The organism is Meiothermus sp. QL-1 (genome assembly GCF_003351145.1).
Taxonomy (GTDB): Bacteria; Deinococcota; Deinococci; order Deinococcales; family Thermaceae; genus Meiothermus.
The window spans coordinates 10834-27356 of sequence record NZ_QQSV01000012.1 but is presented as its reverse complement, the minus strand read 5'-3'; the positions used below and the strand labels follow the sequence as shown (position 1 = coordinate 27356).

The window sequence follows — 16523 nt, the reverse complement described above, 5'->3', positions numbered from 1 at the left end:
CCATGCAGGCCCCCCCGGAGGTCCTGAGGCTGCTCCAGAACCTGCTCGAGCACGCCTACGCCCCCTACTCTGGCTACCCCGTGGCCGCGGTGGTGCGCTCCAGCCGCGGCAACCTCTACGGCGGGGTCAACGTGGAGAACGCCGCCTACCCCCTCTCCCGCTGCGCCGAGCAGGCCGCGGTCTTGCAGATGGTCTCCGCCGGCGAGCGCGAGATCGCCGAGGTCTGGGTGCTGAGCCGGGGAGAGGCCCCCGCCACCCCCTGCGGGGGCTGCCGGCAGGTCCTGAGCGAGTTCGCCCCGCCCTGGGCGCCCGTGCACTGCCTGAGCACCGGGGGGGGCGAGCTCCACACCACCCTAGGGCAGCTCCTGCCCCATGCCTTTTCCAGGAACCATCTGCGCTAGCGCCTATCCGGCACCACAATCCGCCCGGCGATGATGGCCTGCCGCACCGCATTCACCTCCCGCCGCAGGCTGTCGGGCAGCAGGGCCTGGTTGTAGATGTCCAGCGCATAGCCGAGGCCGTTTTCCTTCAGGCCTAGGCTGAAGACCCCCCCACGGAAGGTGCCCCGGGCCACCGATTCCACCGCGAGCTGCGCGGCCACGTCCACCCGCTTGAGCATACAGGTCAGACCGTGGTTCAGGGTGGCGGGGTTGTTGTCGGTATCCCCCAGGAAGTTGAGGTTGCCATCCCCCCCGATGAAGAACATGGGCCGGGTGTCCCCGCTGCACTCGCGGTTGTAGGCCTCGTACTTGGGCACCCGGGCAAAGGGGTTGCTGCGGAAGCGCACCCCCCGGGGCAGCTCGTTGGCCCGGAGGCATTTGACCTGCTTCACGTAATCGAAGACCCCCAGGCCCGAAGCCCCCGCCGCAGCGTAGATGATGTCCGCCCCCTGGGAGCGCTGGAAGGCCGCGATTTCCTTGGCCTTGGCAGGGTCGGAAAAGGCCGCCGGGGTGTTGCCCACGTAGTTCACCACCACCCGGCAGGTGGGGCAGGCCCGCCTGACCCCCTCGCGGTAGCCCACCTCGAACTTGTGGATGAGGGGGATGTCCATCCCCCCCACGAAGCCCACCACCCCGGTCTGGGAAAGCCGGCCGGCGATGTAGCCTACCAGGAAGGTCCCCTCGTTCTCGCGGAAAACATACGAGGCCACGTTGGGCGCCTCGGTGGCGGTGTCTATGAGGGCAAAGCGCTGCTCACGAAATTCCCGCGCCGCGGCGGCCACCCCGGGCTCGGTGGCAAAGCCCAGGCCGATGATGAGGTCGAAGCGCTCGCTGGCAAAGCGGCGGATAGCGCCGGGAATCTGCGAGGGGTCGGCCGGCTCAAAGTCGAAAAGACGCCCGCCAAACTGCTGCACCGTGCGCAAAGCTCCCCCGTAGGCCACCCCGTTGAAGGTGGGGTCGGTCTTGGCCCCTTCGCTGAAAACCATGGCCACGTTGCCCAGGGACTGGGCTAAAGCCAGCCCCAGCAGGGAAAATCCGGCGAAAAGCCACCTTTTCATGGCGGCAAGGCTAACACAGCCCGCGCTAGGGCCGCAAGTGCGGATGGGCCCCCTCGTGGCACAAAAGCCAGTCCTTCAAGTCTTCACGCCCCGCAAACCCCCCAAGCCGCCCGTCGGCGTGAATCACCCGCTGGGCCGGCACCACCAGAAAGAAGGGGTTGGCCCGCAAAGCCGCGCCCACCGCGCGGGGGGTGAGGCCTGTAAGGCGGGCCATCTCGGCGTAGCTCCGGGTCTCCCCCATGGGAATGCGCCGCACCGCCTCGTAAAGGGCCACCCGGCTGGCCTGCAGGCCGCTGTAGTCCAGCGGCAAGGCCAGGAAGGTCTCGCCCTGCCGCGCAAAGTAGCGTTCTACCTGGTCGGCCAGCTCCTCTAGCAAAGGGCTGGTGCGCTCTTTCTCCTCCACCCCAAGCCGGATTTCCACCGAGCGCAGCGCCCGTTCGCTGGCCCTGGCCAGCAGGAGACCGATGGGGGTAGGGATCACCCGGACGTACACTCTACTTTGGAAACCTCACGGGCCAGGGCCCCCTCCAGCATCAGGCTCAAAAACTTGTTCATCTCGTCCTTGAGCTGGCGCCCCGGCGTGTAGGCCGCCCAGCGCAGGGCCGAGAGCAGATACACATCGGCAATGGAACGGGAGATGCGCTCCAGCGACATGTCGCTGCGGAGCCCCCCCTGGGCTCTTAGGGGCCTTAGGATATCGGCGATTAGGTCGCCCAGCGGCAGGGCCTCAAAGGCGGCCTTGGCCCGCGCAGGGTCGGGGTTCAAAAGCTCGTAGGCCAGCGGCGAGAGCAGCGCCCGCTCGCGCTCGCTCACCTCGGCCAGGCGTTCCCAAAGGCGGTAGAGCACCTCCAAAGGGGCATCGCCCCGCTCCAGCTCGGCCATGGCCTGCTGCCGCATCTCCTGCAAAAGCTGGGCGCCGAACTCCAGGAGCACCGCCTCCTTATAGGCGTAGTAGTTGAAAAAAGTGCCGCGCGAGACATGCGAGGCCCTGGCGATGTCGGTGGCGGTGGTTTGATGAAAACCCTTCTCACGAAAAAGGTTGATTGCAGTGCGGAAGATGCGATCCCGACGGCGCAACTTCTGCCTCTCTCGCAGGCTGAGCATAATGAGATTGTACCCAGGTCCAATAATTTGCGCTAGCTACAAGAGCTCCCGCAGGGTCCTGGCTCCCAGCCGCTCCCGCAGGAGCAAGAAAAGCTCAGCTGTGGCCAGGGCATCCCACAGGGCATGGTGTTCCAGGTGGGGCGGCAGGCCCAAAGAGCGCCGGGCTGCCCCCAGGGCCGAGGGCAGGGGCTGGGCGTAGGGCTCGAGCCGCTGGCGGCGGTGGTTGAGGCGGCTCAAAAGCACCGCGGTGTCCACCACCCTGGGCCTCGGCCAGCCCAGGCCCAGGGACCGGCAGGCCTGCTTTAAAAAGCCCAGGTCGAGGGGGGCAAAGTGCAGGAGAAGCACCCCCTGGCCCACCCGGTGCAGCACCTTTTCCATCACCACAGCCAGGGGCGGGGCGCTCTCCAGCTCAGCCGGCAGGATGTGGTGGGCCCGGATGCCCTCCAGCGAGAGCTCCTCTGGCCGCTGGGGGCGGACCAAACTGTAGAAGTGAGCCCCGAACTCGATCACCCCCTCGCGAATGGGGACCATCCCCACCGAGAGAATCTGGTCGGAGGGCTCGAGCCCGCTGGTCTCCAGGTCGAGGGCCCAGTAGGTCGCCTCCCACCAAGAAGGCGTTTTGCCGTGGGGGTAGGGATGCCAGGGGAACCAAAGGCGGTTGGCAAGCATAGTTACAGGCGTTCGTAGGCGTGGCTCAGGGCTTCCTGCATCTCGCGGATGTGCAGGAAGGCCTCCTTCAGGTGGCGGCGCTCGAGGGGGGAGAGGCGCTCTAAGGGCACCCTGTTGCTGGGGGGCTCCCCCCGGTGAAGGCTGGCGAGCTGCTCCCTCAGGCGCAGACGCATCAGGAAACCAAAGGCCTCCACCAACGTCTCGGCCCCCTCCTGGCTCAGCCGGTTCTGCCGGGCCGCAACGCGGAGACGCTCCACTGTGCTCCGGGCCTGGCTGCCGGCCTCCAGGGCGTAGACCCGGGCCAGGCCCACGATGGGCACAATGCCCCCTTTCTTGAGGTCCACCCCTCCCTCCTCCTCCCGAATGCGGCGGAAAAAGCCGATGGGGGGCCGGAGCTGCAGGGCCGCTCTGGCCAGGTGGGCCAGAAAGATGCCCTGTTTGGCGCTTTGGGCCACCACCTGCTCCAGCGGCTCTAGGGAAAGCGAGCCGTAGACCGGCCTGAAGTCGAAGAAAATCTGGGCCTCCAAAAGCTCCTGGGGGGTGGGGGTTTCGATCCAGTGGCGAAACAGGCGAAGCCACTCGGCCAGGGGTTTGCACCAGCGGGTGGCCATATACCCCCCTGGACAAGGGGGAAACCCGGCTTCCAAAAGGCCCTCCACCACGAATTCGGCCATCCGCTGGAAGTAGGCCGCTGCTTCGGCTGAGGCCTCGGCGTAAACCAGGGCGTTGTCCTGGTCGGTGAGCAGGGTCTGCTCCATGCGCCCCTCAGAGCCGAAGACCATCCAGGCGTAAGGGGTGGGAGGAGGCCCAAGCTCCGCTTCGGCCAGGCGCAAGAGGATCCGAATGAGCTGGTCGTTGATGGCGCTCACGCTGCGGCCGATCTCGCCGGCCCCCAGCCCTCCCTGCAGCAGCAGCTCGACCACCCCGCCAAGCTCCTGGCCATAGCCCCGCAGGTCGCTTCGCCGCCGGGTGCGCTCCAACCGCCGCAGCAGGTGGAGGGGGCTTCTGGCCTGCTGACGCATGAAGACGGTGTCGGTCACCACCCCCACAATCTGGCCCTCCTCTTCCAGGGGCAGGTGGTGAATCCCCTGCTCCACCATGTAGGCCAGCGCCTCAAAAAGGGGGGTGGAGGCAGGCCGGCTCTTGAGGGGCGCGCTCATCACCTCCTGCACCAGCGTCTCTGGACCCCGTCCTTCGGCCAGCACCCGGTTGCGCAGGTCCCGGTCGGTGAGGATGCCCAGGGGCCTCCCCTCCACCAGCACCGAGCTGATCTGGTGGGCCCGCATGAGCCGAGCAGCCTCCCCTACGGTGGCCGTAGGGGCGATAAAAACCGGCGGCCGCGTTACCAGCTCACCTACCGGCAAGGACAAATCCAGCCCCACCAGGCTCTCCAGGCGCTGGGATATCCTGAGCCGCTCGGCCAGGCCCCGGGTGAAGAAGGCTGCGAACTCGGGGTACTGCATGAGCTGCCGGAAGACCCCTTCCCCCCAGCGGTAGACCAACAGGTCCTCCTCGGCCAGTACATCAAAGGCCGGGGCCTCCTGGGCGAGAAGCGAGGGGTAGCCGAAGACCTCCCCCTCCTCCAAAAGCAGCACCGGTTGCCCGTCCCGCTCTAGCCGGGCCAGGCCCTTGCGGATCAGGTAGAGGTGCTGGCTTCGCTCCCCTCCCTGCTCCAGCACCTTGGTGTTCTTGGGGTAGAAGGTGATCTCGAGGCCCCGCGCCACCTTCTGCAGGGCCTCTTCTGGAAGGAGGTTGAAGGGGGCCTGCTGGCAGACGAAGTCCAGGGGGTTCACAGCGCCTATTTTCTGGCCTCTGGGGGTGATTTTTGCCCCTCCTGGGGCAAACGCACGATCAGGCCGGAGGCCAGCCAGGCCGAGAGGGGCACGATCAAGCTCAGGGCCTGGTTGGCCGAAAGCAGAATCTGCAGGCCATACCCCAGCACCAAAGCTGGCAAGAGCAGAAAGAAGATGCGAAAAATGCGCTCAAACCCAGGCTCTGGAGGCAGCGGCCAAAAGCGGGCGAAGACCAGGCCCACCCCTCCCCCCACCAGCACCGCCGCGGCAATCCGCAAAAGATCGAGCGGGGTGGGAAAGGGCCAGCCTGTTAGGTAATGGCCCACCGTGTAGAAGAGGAACAAAAAGCTGGCTATGCCCAAAAGCAGCCGGGTGAGGCGTAGGGCCAGGTTGGGCGGGACATAAGCCTTGGACGGGCCTGGGGTCTTCACAGCCATAGCCTAATCCAGACAAGGGGGCTGCCCCCACACCAGTGGGGGCAGCGGCCTAGTGGTAGTGGGCCTCCTTGGCCCCCCGCGGAATCCGCACCGACTCCACCAGCTCCTGCACCTCCTTGGGCGGCTCAGGGGTCAGGCGCGAGACGGTGTAGGTGATGATCAGGTTGAGCAGCATCCCCACCGTACCGATGCCCTCGGGGCTTACCCCAAAGAACCAGCGCGGCATCCCGAAGTAGCTGGTGCCGATGATGTAGCTGGCGGTAAAGACCAGCCCCACCACCATCCCGGCAATGGCCCCCTCGCGGGTGGTCCGCTTGTCAAAAATTCCAAGCAGAATGGCGGGGAAGAAACTGCTGGCCGCCAGCCCGAAGGCAAAGGCCACCAGCTGCGCGATAAGCCCGGGTGGGTTCTGTCCAAAGTAGCCGGCGATCAGCACCGCCACGAGTATGCCGAACCGTGCGATGAGCAGCCGCTGGGCCTCGGTGGCCCGGGGGTTGATGATGCGGTAGTAGAGGTCGTGGGAAAGCGCCGAGGAAATCACGATGAGTAGCCCCGAGGCCGTAGAGAGGGCCGCCGCCAGGCCCCCAGCCGCCACCAAAGCGATGATGAGCGGGGCCAGCTTGGCCACTTCGGGGGTGGCCAGCACGATGATGTCGTTGTTGATGAAGACCTCGTTCTTCGACTTCTCGTTGGGGCTGTTGAAGTCAGGGCGGTTGGTGCCAGGGATCAGGTTGAAAGCCCGGCCTGGAGCAACAGTAATTTTGCCGTCCCCATCCTTGTCCACGAACCGGAGCAGCCCGGTCCGCTCCCATTTGGCCACCCAGTCGATCTGCTTGACCTCCTCGAAGGTCTTGCCGTGCAGGGTGTTGATCAGGTTATAGCGGGCAAAGACCGCGATGGCTGGCGCGGTGGTATAGAGCAAAGCGATGAAGAGCAGGGCCCAGCCTGCCGAGGCCCGGGCATCCTTCACCGTAGGCACGGTGTAGAAGCGAATGATAACGTGGGGCAGCCCCGCCGTGCCGAACATCAAGCAGGCCGTGATGAGCAGGATGTTCAGCATGTCGAAGCTCTGGAAGGGCTGGGTGTACTGGGTGAAGCCCAGCTCTACCTGGATTTGGTTGAGCCTCTCGGTGATATCGGAGAAGGTCAGGGCCAGCTGGGGAATGGGGTTCCCGGTCAGGATGCTGGCGATGGCAAACCCCGGAATCAGGTAGGCGGTAATCAGCACGGTGTACTGGGCCACCTGGGTCCAGGTGATGCCCTTCATCCCGCCCAGCACGGCGAACAGGGCAGTCACAGCCACCCCAACCCAAAGACCAGTGACGCTGGGCACCCCCAGGTAACGGGCAAAAACGGTACCCACCCCCACAAGCTGGGGAATCACGTACACAAAGGACACAAAAACCGCGGCCAAGACCGCCACCACCCGCGCGGTCTGGGAGTAGTAGCGGTCCCCCACGAAGTCGGGTACGGTGAACTTACCGAATTTGCGCAGGTAAGGGGCCAGCAGCAAGGCCAGCAGCACATACCCCCCGGTCCAACCCATCAAGTAGATGGTGCCGTCGTAGCCCAGGGTGGAGATGAGGCCGGCCATGGAGATAAAGCTGGCCGCGCTCATCCAGTCGGCCGCGGTGGCCATCCCGTTGGCCACCGCCGGCACCCCCCGCCCAGCCACATAGAACCCTTCGGTCTCACGCACCCGGGCCCAGATCCCAATCCCAACGTAGAGACCGAAGGTCAGGAAGACCATGGTCCAGGTCCAAAGCTCAACGCTCATCGGCCAGCCTCCTATTCGTGCACGTCGAACTGCTGATCGATCTTGTTCATCTGCGAAGCGTAGATGAAGATCAGGATGACGAAGATGATGATGGCCCCCTGGTGGGCAAACCAGAAGCCCAGGGGCAGCGAGCCCAGCTTGATGTTGTTGAGCAGGTTGACCAACAAGATCCCAAAGCCGTACGAAACCAAGGCCCAGACGATGAGCAGGTTTCGGATCAGGGTGATGTTGGCCCTCCAGTATGCCTCGGCCTTCGCTTTATCCATGCCAACCTCCGTGTAGCACAAGTCAGCCACCGCTTCTGGTGGTCGCCTGAGCGCTTTTCAGACTTGCGCCACGAATCTAGCACCAGAAATTGTAGCTTGGCAAGTTATCTGCGGTTTTCGGATATCTGCGAAAGTGGGGGTTTTATGAGAGCCCACCTCCGCTCGAGCTTGCCCGCGTCACCCTCATGCAGCGCAGTATTGGCGCCTTGCCCCAGGCGTGATAGCATGCACAGCTAGCTATGGCGCTCGTTGTGCAAAAATACGGCGGCACCAGCGTAGGCGACCTCGATCGCATCCACAAGGTGGCCCAGCGCATCCACCACTACCGCGAAAAGGGCCATCGGTTGGCGGTGGTGGTCTCGGCCATGGGCCGCATGACCGATGAGCTCATCGCCCTAGCCAAGCGGGTCAACAGACGCCCGCCCCCGCGCGAGCTGGATATGCTCACCACCATTGGCGAGCAGCAGTCGGTGGCTTTGCTCTCGATGCAGCTCAACGCCATGGGCATCCCGGCCCGGGGCTTCACCCAGCACCAGATTGGCATCACCACCGACGGGCGCTACGGCGATGCCCGCATCCTGCGGGTGGAGCCCACCCTCATCCAGCAGTCGCTGGAGCGGGGGGAGGTGGCGGTGGTGGCGGGCTTCATGGGCACCACCCCCGAGGGCGAGCTCACCACTTTGGGGCGGGGCGGCTCCGACACCACCGCGGTGGCCCTGGCCGCTGCGCTGGGGGCGGAGGAGTGCGAAATTTTCACCGACACCGAAGGGGTCTACACCACCGACCCTCATGCCATCCCTGAGGCCCAGAAACTCCCCCGCATCGGCTACGACCAGATGCTCGAGATGGCCGCCCTGGGGGCCAGGGTGCTCCACCCCCGGGCGGTCTACTACGGAAAGCGCTACAAGGTGAGGATTCACGTGCGCAGCAGCTTCTCTTACAACCCAGGAACCCTGGTAACGGAGGACGGCATGGAACTCGACCGCCCGGTGACCGGCGTAGCCCTCGACGAGGAGATTGCCCAGATTGGCCTGGTGGGCATCCCCGACCGCCCTGGCATCGCCGCCCAGGTCTTCGAGGCCCTAGGGCGCAAGGGGGTGGCGGTGGACATGATTATCCAGGGCGTGCCCGGCCACGAGCCGAGCCGCACCCAGATGGCCTTCACGGTCAACCAGGACTTCGCCGAGGAGGCCCTGGAAGCCCTGGAGCCGGTTCTAGCAGAAATCGGTGGGGAAGCCCAGCTCCGGCGGGACGTTTGCAAAATTTCCATCGTGGGGGTGGCCCTGGCCTCCACCCCGGGCATCCCCGCGCGGATGTTCCAGGCCCTGGCCAGCGTAGGAGCCAACATCGAGATGATTGCCAGCAGCGAGGTGCGCATCTCGGCCATCATTCCCTCCCAGTACGCCGAGGCTGCCCTGCGCGCGGTGCACAGCGCCTTTGAGCTGGACAAGCCCATTCGCTAGGAGAGCACATGCACCCGGCCCCGGGCTACGCAGAGAAGCAGTACCTGAGCTGGCAGGACATCACCCAGTTGGTAGCACGACTCCTGGGCCAGGTCAACCCCCTCGAGTTCGACTGCATCCTGGCCATAACCCGGGGCGGCATGATCCCAGCCTGCCTGGTTTCGGAGGCCACCGACCAGCGCAACATCCTCACCGCGGCGGTGATGTTCTACACCGACGTAGGCGAAACTGTCCAGGACCCGGTCTTTCTCCAGTTCCCCTCCGACCACCTGCTCTATGGCAAGCGGGTGCTGGTGGTGGACGACGTGTGGGACTCGGGCAAGACCGCGGTGGCGGTGCGGGAACGCGTTAGGTTAGCTGGTGGACACCCGAGGATTGCCGTGCTCCACTACAAGCCCAAGAGAAACCGCTTTCCCGGCGACGGGCCCGACTACTACGCCGCCGAGACCGATGCCTGGATCGTCTACCCCTGGGACCCGGCCCAGGGCTGGACCACGCCAGGTCGGGAGGCCGGCCAGGCCTAGCCCCTGAAGACCAGGCTGAGGAAGAGCAGCACCAGCGCCGCCACCCCAAAGATCAGCAGCAAGGGCGGCAGCAGCAAAGAATAGGCCGCGATGACCAGGGCCAGGTAGTCCTTCCAGTCGGGCTTCAACTCGCCAGGGGGGTCTTTCTCCCGCATATTCCGATTCTACTACCCCTCTTTGGGCGGGACAGCGGCCCCGTGCCGGCCCTCCCCTGCTCTGAAGCGGCGGGCCCCCTCCAAGGGCTCCCCTGACTCGATGACTCCAAGCCCGAGCCGAAACTCCAGCGCCATGGCCTGGTCAAAGTCCAGCTCGAGGCCGCGGTAGGCCGCCTCGCGGTCGCTGCGCAGACAGCGCTGGGGAAAAGCGGCCATCTCCTCAGCCAGCCCCTCCGCAGCCTCCCGCGCCCTGCCCGGCTCCACCAGCCGCTGGGCCAGCCCTATGGCAAAGGCTTCTTCGCCGCTGCAGGGGCGGCCGGTCAGGATCAGGTCCAGGGCCCGGCTCAGGCCAATGAGGCGGGGCAGGCGCTGGGTGCCCCCATCGATCAGGGGAACACCGAAGCGCCGGCTGAAAACCCCCAACACGGCGTTCCGCTCGACCACCCGGATATCGCACCACAGCGCCAGCTCGAGCCCCCCGGCCACAGCGTAACCGGAGATGGCCGCAATCACCGGTTTGGACAGCCACATGCGCGTGGGCCCCATGGGCCCGTCCTGGCGCATATCCGCCGCCAACAGGTTGCCTCGCCCCTCAGCAAAGGCCTTAAGGTCGGCGCCGCTGCAAAAGTGCCCGCCCGCTCCCCACAGCACCGCCACGTGAAGTGAGTCGTCGGCCTCGAAGCGCCGAAAGGCCTCGGCCAGGGCATGGGCGGTTTCTGCGTCCACCGCGTTGCGCACCTCGGGCCGGTGCAGGATCACCGTGCACACCCGCCCCTTCCGCTCGAAAAGCACCCCCATGTTTGGCCCCTCGCCCCCATTAAGCGGGCCCCGGGGTTTTATGTCAAACCAACCCTCTCCCCCAAAAGGAAGCGCACCGCGCCTTGGCCCGCCGCCTGGCCCATCCGCACCACCTCCGGCAGACCCACCCCCCAGTAGGCCGCGCCGGCCAGAAAAAGGCCGGGCAGGGCCTCGGCCCCCAGGGCCTGGTGGACGCGTTCCAGGTGCCCCACGGTGTAGCGGGGCAGGCCCAGGGGCCAGCGAAACACCCAGGTCCGAAGCGGCTTGGGCGCCCTTCCCCAGAGCCGCTCGAGGTCGCGCAGCGCCGCTGCCACCAGCTCATCCGGAGTAGCCTCCAGCCCCGAAAAGTAGGCCCGCACCAACCCTAAGCCTTCGGGGGCCCGCTCCGGCCACTTCTGGTCGGCCCAGGTGAAGCCCCTGGCGGCAAACCCCTGGCCTGCAGCCAGCAGAATTCCGTGGCCTATCCGCGGCGGTAGGTGATTTTTGTCGAAGGCCAGGCTGACGGTAGCCGAAGTGCCGTAGGGAATGCTCTGTAGGGCGTGGGCTGCCTCGGGGGCAAGTTTTTCCAGCAACCGCGCCGCAGGCCCTGCTGGCACGGCCAGCACCACGGCATCGGCCTGCAGCGAGCCCTCAGGGGTGTAAAGCTGCCAGCCCCCGGCCTGCTCGAGCCCCACCACAGGGGCACCAAGCCGAACCTCTACGCCGGCCAGCCGGGCCTCCAGGGCCCGCACCAAGCCCCCCAGGCCGCTCCTGAGCGAGACGAACAGCTGCCCGGCCTCGCGGCTGCCCCGCAGCCTGCGCTGAACCATGGCCCCCCGGATCAGGCTGCCGTGCTCCTGCTCGAGGGCCTTGAGCTGGGGAAAGGCCGCCAGGGTGGAAAGCTCGGCCGGGTCGCCCCCGTAAATGCCGCCCGAGAGAGGGGCCACCAGCCGCTCCCAAACCTGCCGCCCCAACCGGCGCTTTATGAAATCGCCAAAGGCCTCGTCCCCGGGGGAGCCCTTGGGCCAGACCAGGTCCAAAAGCGCCCGGGCCTTGCCCAGGGGGCTCAGCAGGGGGCTTCTGGCCAGGGCCCACAGATTGCCCGGCACCACCATCTGCAGCCCTTCGGGAATGGGCCGGGCCGCCCGGCCATCGTGGATCAGGGCCGAGGGCCGCGCCGGCAGGGTGCCCACCCACTCTCCCTCCAGGCCCAAGGCCCGCATGAGCGAGAGGGCCCAGGGCTTGTAGCGCACCACCGCATCGGGACCGCCTTCCACCACGAAGCCATCCTCGAGCGCGGTGAGCACCTTGCCGCCCAGGCGGGGCTCGGCCTCCAGCAGGGTTATCCTCAGGTGAGGGGCCGCTTCCCTGGCGTAAAAGGCGGCCGAAAGGCCCGCCATGCCTCCCCCCACCACCGCCAGGTGGGCCATGCTAAACCACCCTTTCGGCCACCTCAAAGCGGGCCCACTCCGCCACCACCAGGTTGCGCAGCACCTCGATGTAGTCGGGGTCAGCGTTCAGGCTGCGGGTGCGCAGGAGCCGCAGGCCGAGCCGGGTGGCGGTGTTCTGGGCCTCGTAGTCGAGGTCGTAGAAGACCTCGAGGTGGTCCGAGGGAAAGCCCACCGCCGTGACCACCACCTCGCCGTAGCCCTCCGCCGCGGCCTCCTCCAGGCGTTCGTTTATGTCGGGGCCAATCCAGGGCTCGGGCGTGCGCCCCGCCGACTGCCAGGCCACATCCCAGCGGGCTAGGCCAAGCTGCCGGGCCACCCCGGCCGCCGTGGCCCGCACCTGCGCCTGGTAGACCCCATCTGCGGCCGACTTTTCGGGAATGGAGTGGGCGGTAAAGAGGAAAAGAGCCCGGTGCGGCTCGCGAAGCTGCCAGAGCTGCTCCAGCACCCGCCGGCAAAGGGCCTCGATGTAAAGGGGGTGCTCGGGGTAGGCCTCCACCATGCGGAACTCAAAAGGGTGGCCCAGCTCCGCTAAAGCCTGCTCCACCTTCTCGCGGTACTCGGCGATGCTGCGGGCGGAGTAGTGCGGGGCGGCCACGATGCCCACCGCCTGCCTCACCCCGTCCTCGGCCATGGCCCGCACCGCCTCGGCGATGAAAGGGTGCCAGTGCTTGGTGCCCACGTAGACCCTGGCCGGGCCCCGGACCCTGGGGCCGGGGGGGACCTGAAAGGGCCTGGGGTAGAGCGGCAGGCTGGCGTTCAGGGCCGCCTCGAGCCGCACCGCCTGGGCGAAGGTAATCTCGTTCAGGGGGCTTCGGCCAATCTGCTGGTAGCGCGCCTCGAGTTCGGCCAAAAGCTCCGGGCTGGGGGGCCGCCCGCGCCGGATATCGGTGTAGTAGGGCCCAATCTCCTCAGGCCGGTAGGGGGTGCCGTAGGCCATCAAAAGCACGTTCATCCGCACACCTCGCTTCAGGCCAGATCGTCCAGAACCTCCCGAATCTCCTTGCGCAGGCAGGTGAACATGGGGGTGTCCTTCAGGGTGTACTGGCTGGCCTCGGTAAAGCGCAGACGGTGGACCAGGTCCAAAAACTCCTGGGGGTAGTCGGAATCGAAGGCCACCACGAACTCCTGGTCGTCGATGCCATAGGAGTAGGAGGTGTTGAGGGTGACCCCGGTGAACGGGGCCGAGACGTAGATGTGCTCGTCCATCATGCCCTGGCGGGCCTGGGGGGAGAGGTTGTACCAGGCCCTGGTCTTGATGAAGGGGTAGACGAACAGGTAGCGCCCCTGCCCCGGCAACAACTCCACCCCCTCCCCCTCGGGGTTGAAGCGGTCCACGTAGAGCGAGCGTTTCTGCATGGAGAGAAACGAGTAGGGCTGGTGCAGGTAGGCGGCCAGAGCGGTGCGGTTCAGCTCGCGCTGCATGGCCTGGAAGTCGGGCACATTGAAGCTGATGCGCCAGAGCATGAAGTCCACGTCGGCCCTGAGGCCCACCAGGCTGTAGGTGCGCAGGATGAAGCCCTCACCCCGCTTCGCCCAGCGCTCGCATACCTCGGCGAACTCGGCCTTGGCCTGCTCGATGGCCTCACGGCCCTGTCGGCGAAAGGCCGGGTCTAGCTTGAAGAAGGCGTAGTTCATGAACTGCCGCTTGGCCCGGTCGGGGGCCTTGCGGCTCAGAAGCCCTGCCGGGTCCAGGTCTACCATACGCCGGGTTTCCTTTTCCCTGTATTCGCGCGTCTCTTTCTCGCTCATAGCACCTCCGAACGCCGGTCAAAGGCGTGCACCACCTCCACCAGGTGGGCCACATGCTCAGGGGGGGTGGTGCGCAAAAGGCCGTGGCCTAGGTTGAAGATGTGGGCCCCTCCCAGGCCAGCCTGGAGCACCCTGCGGGCCTCCTGGGCAATGACCTCCGGTGGAGCCAGGAGCACCGCGGGGTCGAGGTTGCCCTGCAGGGCGCGACCGGGGAAAAGGGGGCGCACCTGGCTTAGGGGCAGCCGCCAGTCCACGCTCACCCCTTCGCAGGGCAGCTCGGCCACGAGGGGGTAGAGGTGGCTGGCCCCCACCGCCAGATAGAGCCGGGGCACTTCCAGCGCCTCCAGCACCCGCCGGTGGTAGGGCAGGGCGAAGGTGCGGTAGGCCTCGGGGTCGAGCAGGCCGGCCCAGGTATCGAAAAGCTGGATGGCCTCCGCCCCCGCCGCCGCCTGCATCCGCAGGTAGCGGATGGAGAGCAGGGTGAGCTTTTCCAGCAGGCGGTGGGCCAACCGGGGCTCCTGGCGCAAAAAGGCCCGAAAGTCCTCGAAGTCTTTGGACCCGGCCCCCTGCACCAGGTAGGCGGCCAGGGTCAGGGGCGCCCCGCCAAAGCCGATGAGGGCCACGGGCTTGCCGCCGAGCTCCTTGCGCACCAGCCGGATGGCCTCGGCCACAAAGGGCGCGATGGCCTCGGCCTCGGGCACCTCCAGGGCCTCGAGCTGGGCTGGGGTTCGCAGCGGCTCGGCCACCACCGGGCCCGGATTGAACTCGATGCGCAGGCCCATGGCCGGCAGGGGGGTCATGATGTCGCTGAAGAGGATGGCCGCGTCCAGCGAAAAGCGGCACAGGGGCTGGAGGGTGATCTCCGCGGCCAGCTCAGGGGTGCGCACCATCTCCCAGAAGGTGGCCTTCTCCTTGATGGCCCGGTACTCAGGCAGGTAACGCCCAGCCTGGCGCATGAGCCAGATGGGGGCCCGGGGGGTGTCTTCCCCCAGCAGGGCGCGAAGAAAGAGGCTGGCGGTTGTTCGAGCTTCTGTCACGCGGGCTCCTTGGATGTGAACTCGGGCTCGGGGGTGAAGCGGTAGCCCACCCCCCAGACGGTGTGGAAGTGCACCGGATGGGCCGGGTCGGGTTCGAAGATTCGCCTCAGGCGCAGCACGAAGTTGTCGATGGTGCGGCTGCTGGGAAAGACCTCCTGGCCCCAGACCCGGTCCAGAATCTCGTCGCGGCTCACCACCTCCCCGGCGCGCTCGATGAGCAGGCGGAGGATGGCCATCTCGCGCTCGCTCAAGGCCTCCTTGCGGCCGTCCTTGAGGTGGACTGTCCAGGAGCGAAAGTCGATGCGGTGGCCGCCGAACTCGTAGGCCATGGGGGCCTCGGCCCGGCGGCGCAGGAGGTTTTTTACCCGGAGCAAAAACTCCGGCAGGTGGAAGGGTTTGGCCAGGTAGTCGTCGCCCCCCACCCGCAGCCCCTCCACCCGTTCCTCAGGGGCCCCTTTGGCCGAGAGGAAGAGCACCGGGGTGGTGTGGCCCAAAGCCCGCATCCGCTGGCAAACCTGAAGCCCATTCACCCCCGGAAGCATCACATCCAGCACCACCAGGTCGGGGTTCCAGTCGGCCCAGCGAGCAAGGGCTGTGGGGCCGTCCGGGGCCACCTCCACCACGTAGCCCTCCCCCTCCAGGTTGTCGGCCAAAGCGGCGGCCAGCGCCGGCTCGTCCTCTACCAACAGCACCTTGGACCTCACGCGGGCCTCCTCTCCAGGGCCGCATCCAGGGCCCCCAGCGGAAAGCTCAGCACGAAGCGGCTGCCCTCGGGCAAGGCCTCGGCCCGCACCCGCCCCCCCAGCAGCTCGGTGAGGCTCTTCACCAGGTAAAGCCCCAGGCCCAGCCCCCGTGTGCGGCGGGTGGCCTCGTCCCCCACCCGGTAGAAGGGCTCGAAGATCTGCTCCAGCTCTCCTTTGGGCAGGCCCACCCCTCGGTCCTCCACCTCCAGCACCGCCTGGCCCCTATCGGCCCGCAGGCGCACCCAGACCGGTTTTTCCGGGCCGGGGCTATACTTCACTGCATTCTCGAGCAGGTTGGAAAGCACCAAAGCAAAGGCCTCGGGGTCAAGGGCCACCGGAAGGGGGAGGGGAGCCGGCTCGAAGTAAAGGGTGGCCCCCCGAGCCTGGAGGGCGCTTTGCTGCCGGGCCAAGCAGCGCCCCACGGCCTGGTTCAGGTCCTCCAGCCGGGGCTCCACCCGGCCCAGCCCCTGGGCCAGCCTCGAGGTGGCCAGAAGGCGCTCGGTCAGGTCCTCCAGACGGTCTATCTCGTGGGTCATGTGGGTCAGGTAGGAAAGCGCTTTTTCCCGGGGCAGCTCGCGCATCTGCAGGGTCTGGGCCAAAAGGCGCAGGGTGCTCAGGGGGGTGCGGAACTCGTGCGAGGCGGCCATCAGAAAGTTCTGTTGGCGCCGCTTGTACTCATGCTCGCGCCGAAGGCTCCGGCCAATGAGGTAAAGCCCCAAAAGCATCACCAGCAGGAAGACCGGCCCCTCAAAGGCGAACATGCGCAAATAGCGCATCTGCTCAGCCCGGTAGGCCGCCAGCCGCTCGGGCCTCACGTAAACCCTTTCCCCATCGACCTCGAGGTGGGGAAAGGCCTCTTTGAGCTCAGCCAGGAGAGCCGGGCGCTCCTCGGGAGCGGTGGCGGCCCAGAGCCTCTGCACCAAGGCGGCCTCCTGCAGCCAGGCGGTCTCGGCGTACTCGATGTTCTGCTGGATGTAGTTGCGCTGGAAGGTGAGCCACCAGGTCACCTGGACCAGCAAAAAGCCCACCACCAGGCCAAAGGCCAGCCAGACCCGATGTTGGAAAAAAAAGCGCCGCATC

The 16523-nt window shown here is 66.6% G+C and carries 19 protein-coding genes; 3 read left to right on the top strand and 16 right to left on the bottom strand.

The features are described from left to right. The first annotated feature begins 2 nt into the window (after positions 1 to 2). Positions 3 to 401, top strand: a complete 399-nt coding sequence (cdd, locus tag DV704_RS10930) for a cytidine deaminase (RefSeq protein ID WP_114799616.1) — start codon at positions 3 to 5, stop codon at positions 399 to 401. Here cdd and DV704_RS10925 read toward each other — a convergent pair. From DV704_RS10925 to DV704_RS10890, 8 genes are read right to left on the bottom strand one after another with little or no spacing between them, the layout of a single operon-like run. After that, complete coding sequence (locus tag DV704_RS10925) at positions 398 to 1498, bottom strand: BMP family protein (protein ID WP_114799615.1); 1101 nt, start codon at positions 1496 to 1498, stop codon at positions 398 to 400. The two genes, cdd and DV704_RS10925, sit on opposite strands and share 4 nt — an antisense overlap. A gap of 25 nt (positions 1499 to 1523) precedes the next feature. Then, positions 1524 to 1991 carry a methylated-DNA--[protein]-cysteine S-methyltransferase gene (locus DV704_RS10920; RefSeq protein ID WP_114799614.1) on the bottom strand — a complete coding sequence of 156 codons (468 nt, stop codon included), beginning with the start codon at positions 1989 to 1991 and terminating at the stop codon, positions 1524 to 1526. Further along, entirely contained in the window at positions 1976 to 2602 is a 627-nt protein-coding gene (locus DV704_RS10915) for a TetR/AcrR family transcriptional regulator (RefSeq protein WP_114799613.1), read from the bottom strand. Before DV704_RS10915 ends, DV704_RS10920 begins: the two co-directional genes overlap by 16 nt. Before the next feature lie 36 nt (positions 2603 to 2638). Further along, a complete protein-coding gene (locus DV704_RS10910) occupies positions 2639 to 3271 on the bottom strand; it encodes a PolC-type DNA polymerase III (protein ID WP_114799612.1) in 633 nt (210 codons plus the stop codon). A gap of 2 nt (positions 3272 to 3273) precedes the next feature. Beyond that, positions 3274 to 5064 carry a putative nucleotidyltransferase substrate binding domain-containing protein gene (locus DV704_RS10905; RefSeq protein WP_114799611.1) on the bottom strand — a complete coding sequence of 597 codons (1791 nt, stop codon included), beginning with the start codon at positions 5062 to 5064 and terminating at the stop codon, positions 3274 to 3276. A gap of 5 nt (positions 5065 to 5069) precedes the next feature. After that, positions 5070 to 5501, bottom strand: a complete 432-nt coding sequence (locus DV704_RS10900) for a hypothetical protein (RefSeq protein WP_114799610.1) — start codon at positions 5499 to 5501, stop codon at positions 5070 to 5072. Positions 5502 to 5550: 49 nt separating this feature from the next. Then, entirely contained in the window at positions 5551 to 7278 is a 1728-nt protein-coding gene (locus DV704_RS10895; RefSeq protein WP_114799609.1) for a sodium:solute symporter family protein, read from the bottom strand. A gap of 11 nt (positions 7279 to 7289) precedes the next feature. Beyond that, positions 7290 to 7544, bottom strand: a complete 255-nt coding sequence (locus DV704_RS10890; protein ID WP_114799608.1) for a DUF4212 domain-containing protein — start codon at positions 7542 to 7544, stop codon at positions 7290 to 7292. A 239-nt stretch (positions 7545 to 7783) separates the two neighbouring features. Here DV704_RS10890 and DV704_RS10885 point away from each other — a divergent pair, with 239 nt between their 5' ends. Together DV704_RS10885 and DV704_RS10880 are read left to right on the top strand one after the other, a co-directional pair. Continuing rightward, positions 7784 to 9007 (top strand): aspartate kinase, encoded by a 1224-nt coding sequence (locus DV704_RS10885; RefSeq protein WP_114799607.1) that lies wholly within the window; start codon positions 7784 to 7786, stop codon positions 9005 to 9007. An 8-nt stretch (positions 9008 to 9015) separates the two neighbouring features. Next, positions 9016 to 9531: a phosphoribosyltransferase gene (locus tag DV704_RS10880; protein WP_114799606.1), complete on the top strand. Its 516-nt coding sequence runs from the start codon at positions 9016 to 9018 to the stop codon at positions 9529 to 9531. Here the strand turns inward: DV704_RS10880 and DV704_RS12215 are convergent. From DV704_RS12215 to DV704_RS10845, 8 genes are read right to left on the bottom strand one after another with little or no spacing between them, the layout of a single operon-like run. Continuing rightward, positions 9528 to 9686 (bottom strand): hypothetical protein, encoded by a 159-nt coding sequence (locus DV704_RS12215; RefSeq protein WP_199489982.1) that lies wholly within the window; start codon positions 9684 to 9686, stop codon positions 9528 to 9530. The two genes, DV704_RS10880 and DV704_RS12215, sit on opposite strands and share 4 nt — an antisense overlap. 12 nt (positions 9687 to 9698) lie before the next feature. Beyond that, a complete protein-coding gene (locus tag DV704_RS10875; protein ID WP_114799605.1) occupies positions 9699 to 10484 on the bottom strand; it encodes a crotonase/enoyl-CoA hydratase family protein in 786 nt (261 codons plus the stop codon). A 38-nt stretch (positions 10485 to 10522) separates the two neighbouring features. Continuing rightward, complete coding sequence (gene hemG, locus DV704_RS10870; protein WP_114799604.1) at positions 10523 to 11893, bottom strand: protoporphyrinogen oxidase; 1371 nt, start codon at positions 11891 to 11893, stop codon at positions 10523 to 10525. 1 nt (position 11894) lies between these two features. Beyond that, positions 11895 to 12866, bottom strand: coding sequence for a ferrochelatase (gene hemH, locus DV704_RS10865; protein ID WP_114799603.1), 972 nt, complete (start codon positions 12864 to 12866; stop codon positions 11895 to 11897). 14 nt (positions 12867 to 12880) lie between these two features. Then, a complete protein-coding gene (locus DV704_RS10860; RefSeq protein ID WP_114799602.1) occupies positions 12881 to 13663 on the bottom strand; it encodes a chlorite dismutase family protein in 783 nt (260 codons plus the stop codon). Continuing rightward, positions 13660 to 14700 carry a uroporphyrinogen decarboxylase gene (gene hemE, locus DV704_RS10855; RefSeq protein WP_114799601.1) on the bottom strand — a complete coding sequence of 347 codons (1041 nt, stop codon included), beginning with the start codon at positions 14698 to 14700 and terminating at the stop codon, positions 13660 to 13662. The genes DV704_RS10860 and hemE overlap by 4 nt, the downstream gene beginning before the upstream one ends. Then, positions 14697 to 15404, bottom strand: coding sequence for a response regulator transcription factor (locus DV704_RS10850; RefSeq protein ID WP_114799600.1), 708 nt, complete (start codon positions 15402 to 15404; stop codon positions 14697 to 14699). Before DV704_RS10850 ends, hemE begins: the two co-directional genes overlap by 4 nt. Continuing rightward, positions 15401 to 16522: a sensor histidine kinase KdpD gene (locus DV704_RS10845; protein WP_114799599.1), complete on the bottom strand. Its 1122-nt coding sequence runs from the start codon at positions 16520 to 16522 to the stop codon at positions 15401 to 15403. Before DV704_RS10845 ends, DV704_RS10850 begins: the two co-directional genes overlap by 4 nt. Position 16523 lies beyond the last annotated feature (1 nt).

Bases quoted from the DNA above. Each gene is read 5' to 3' on its own strand.
- DV704_RS10925 (WP_114799615.1), bottom strand. From the start codon at position 1,498: ATGAAAAGGTGGCTTTTCGCCGGATTTTCCCTGCTGGGGCTGGCTTTA.
- DV704_RS10915 (WP_114799613.1), bottom strand. From the start codon at position 2,602: ATGCTCAGCCTGCGAGAGAGGCAGAAGTTGCGCCGTCGGGATCGCATC.
- DV704_RS10860 (WP_114799602.1), bottom strand. From the start codon at position 13,663: ATGAGCGAGAAAGAGACGCGCGAATACAGGGAAAAGGAAACCCGGCGT.
- hemH (WP_114799603.1), bottom strand. From the start codon at position 12,866: ATGAACGTGCTTTTGATGGCCTACGGCACCCCCTACCGGCCTGAGGAG.
- cdd (WP_114799616.1), top strand. From the start codon at position 3: ATGCAGGCCCCCCCGGAGGTCCTGAGGCTGCTCCAGAACCTGCTCGAG.
- DV704_RS10900 (WP_114799610.1), bottom strand. From the start codon at position 5,501: ATGGCTGTGAAGACCCCAGGCCCGTCCAAGGCTTATGTCCCGCCCAAC.
- DV704_RS10910 (WP_114799612.1), bottom strand. From the start codon at position 3,271: ATGCTTGCCAACCGCCTTTGGTTCCCCTGGCATCCCTACCCCCACGGC.
- hemG (WP_114799604.1), bottom strand. From the start codon at position 11,893: ATGGCCCACCTGGCGGTGGTGGGGGGAGGCATGGCGGGCCTTTCGGCC.
- DV704_RS10895 (WP_114799609.1), bottom strand. From the start codon at position 7,278: ATGAGCGTTGAGCTTTGGACCTGGACCATGGTCTTCCTGACCTTCGGT.
- DV704_RS10890 (WP_114799608.1), bottom strand. From the start codon at position 7,544: ATGGATAAAGCGAAGGCCGAGGCATACTGGAGGGCCAACATCACCCTG.
- DV704_RS10880 (WP_114799606.1), top strand. From the start codon at position 9,016: ATGCACCCGGCCCCGGGCTACGCAGAGAAGCAGTACCTGAGCTGGCAG.
- DV704_RS10845 (WP_114799599.1), bottom strand. From the start codon at position 16,522: ATGCGGCGCTTTTTTTTCCAACATCGGGTCTGGCTGGCCTTTGGCCTG.
- DV704_RS12215 (WP_199489982.1), bottom strand. From the start codon at position 9,686: ATGCGGGAGAAAGACCCCCCTGGCGAGTTGAAGCCCGACTGGAAGGAC.
- DV704_RS10875 (WP_114799605.1), bottom strand. From the start codon at position 10,484: ATGGGGGTGCTTTTCGAGCGGAAGGGGCGGGTGTGCACGGTGATCCTG.
- DV704_RS10885 (WP_114799607.1), top strand. From the start codon at position 7,784: ATGGCGCTCGTTGTGCAAAAATACGGCGGCACCAGCGTAGGCGACCTC.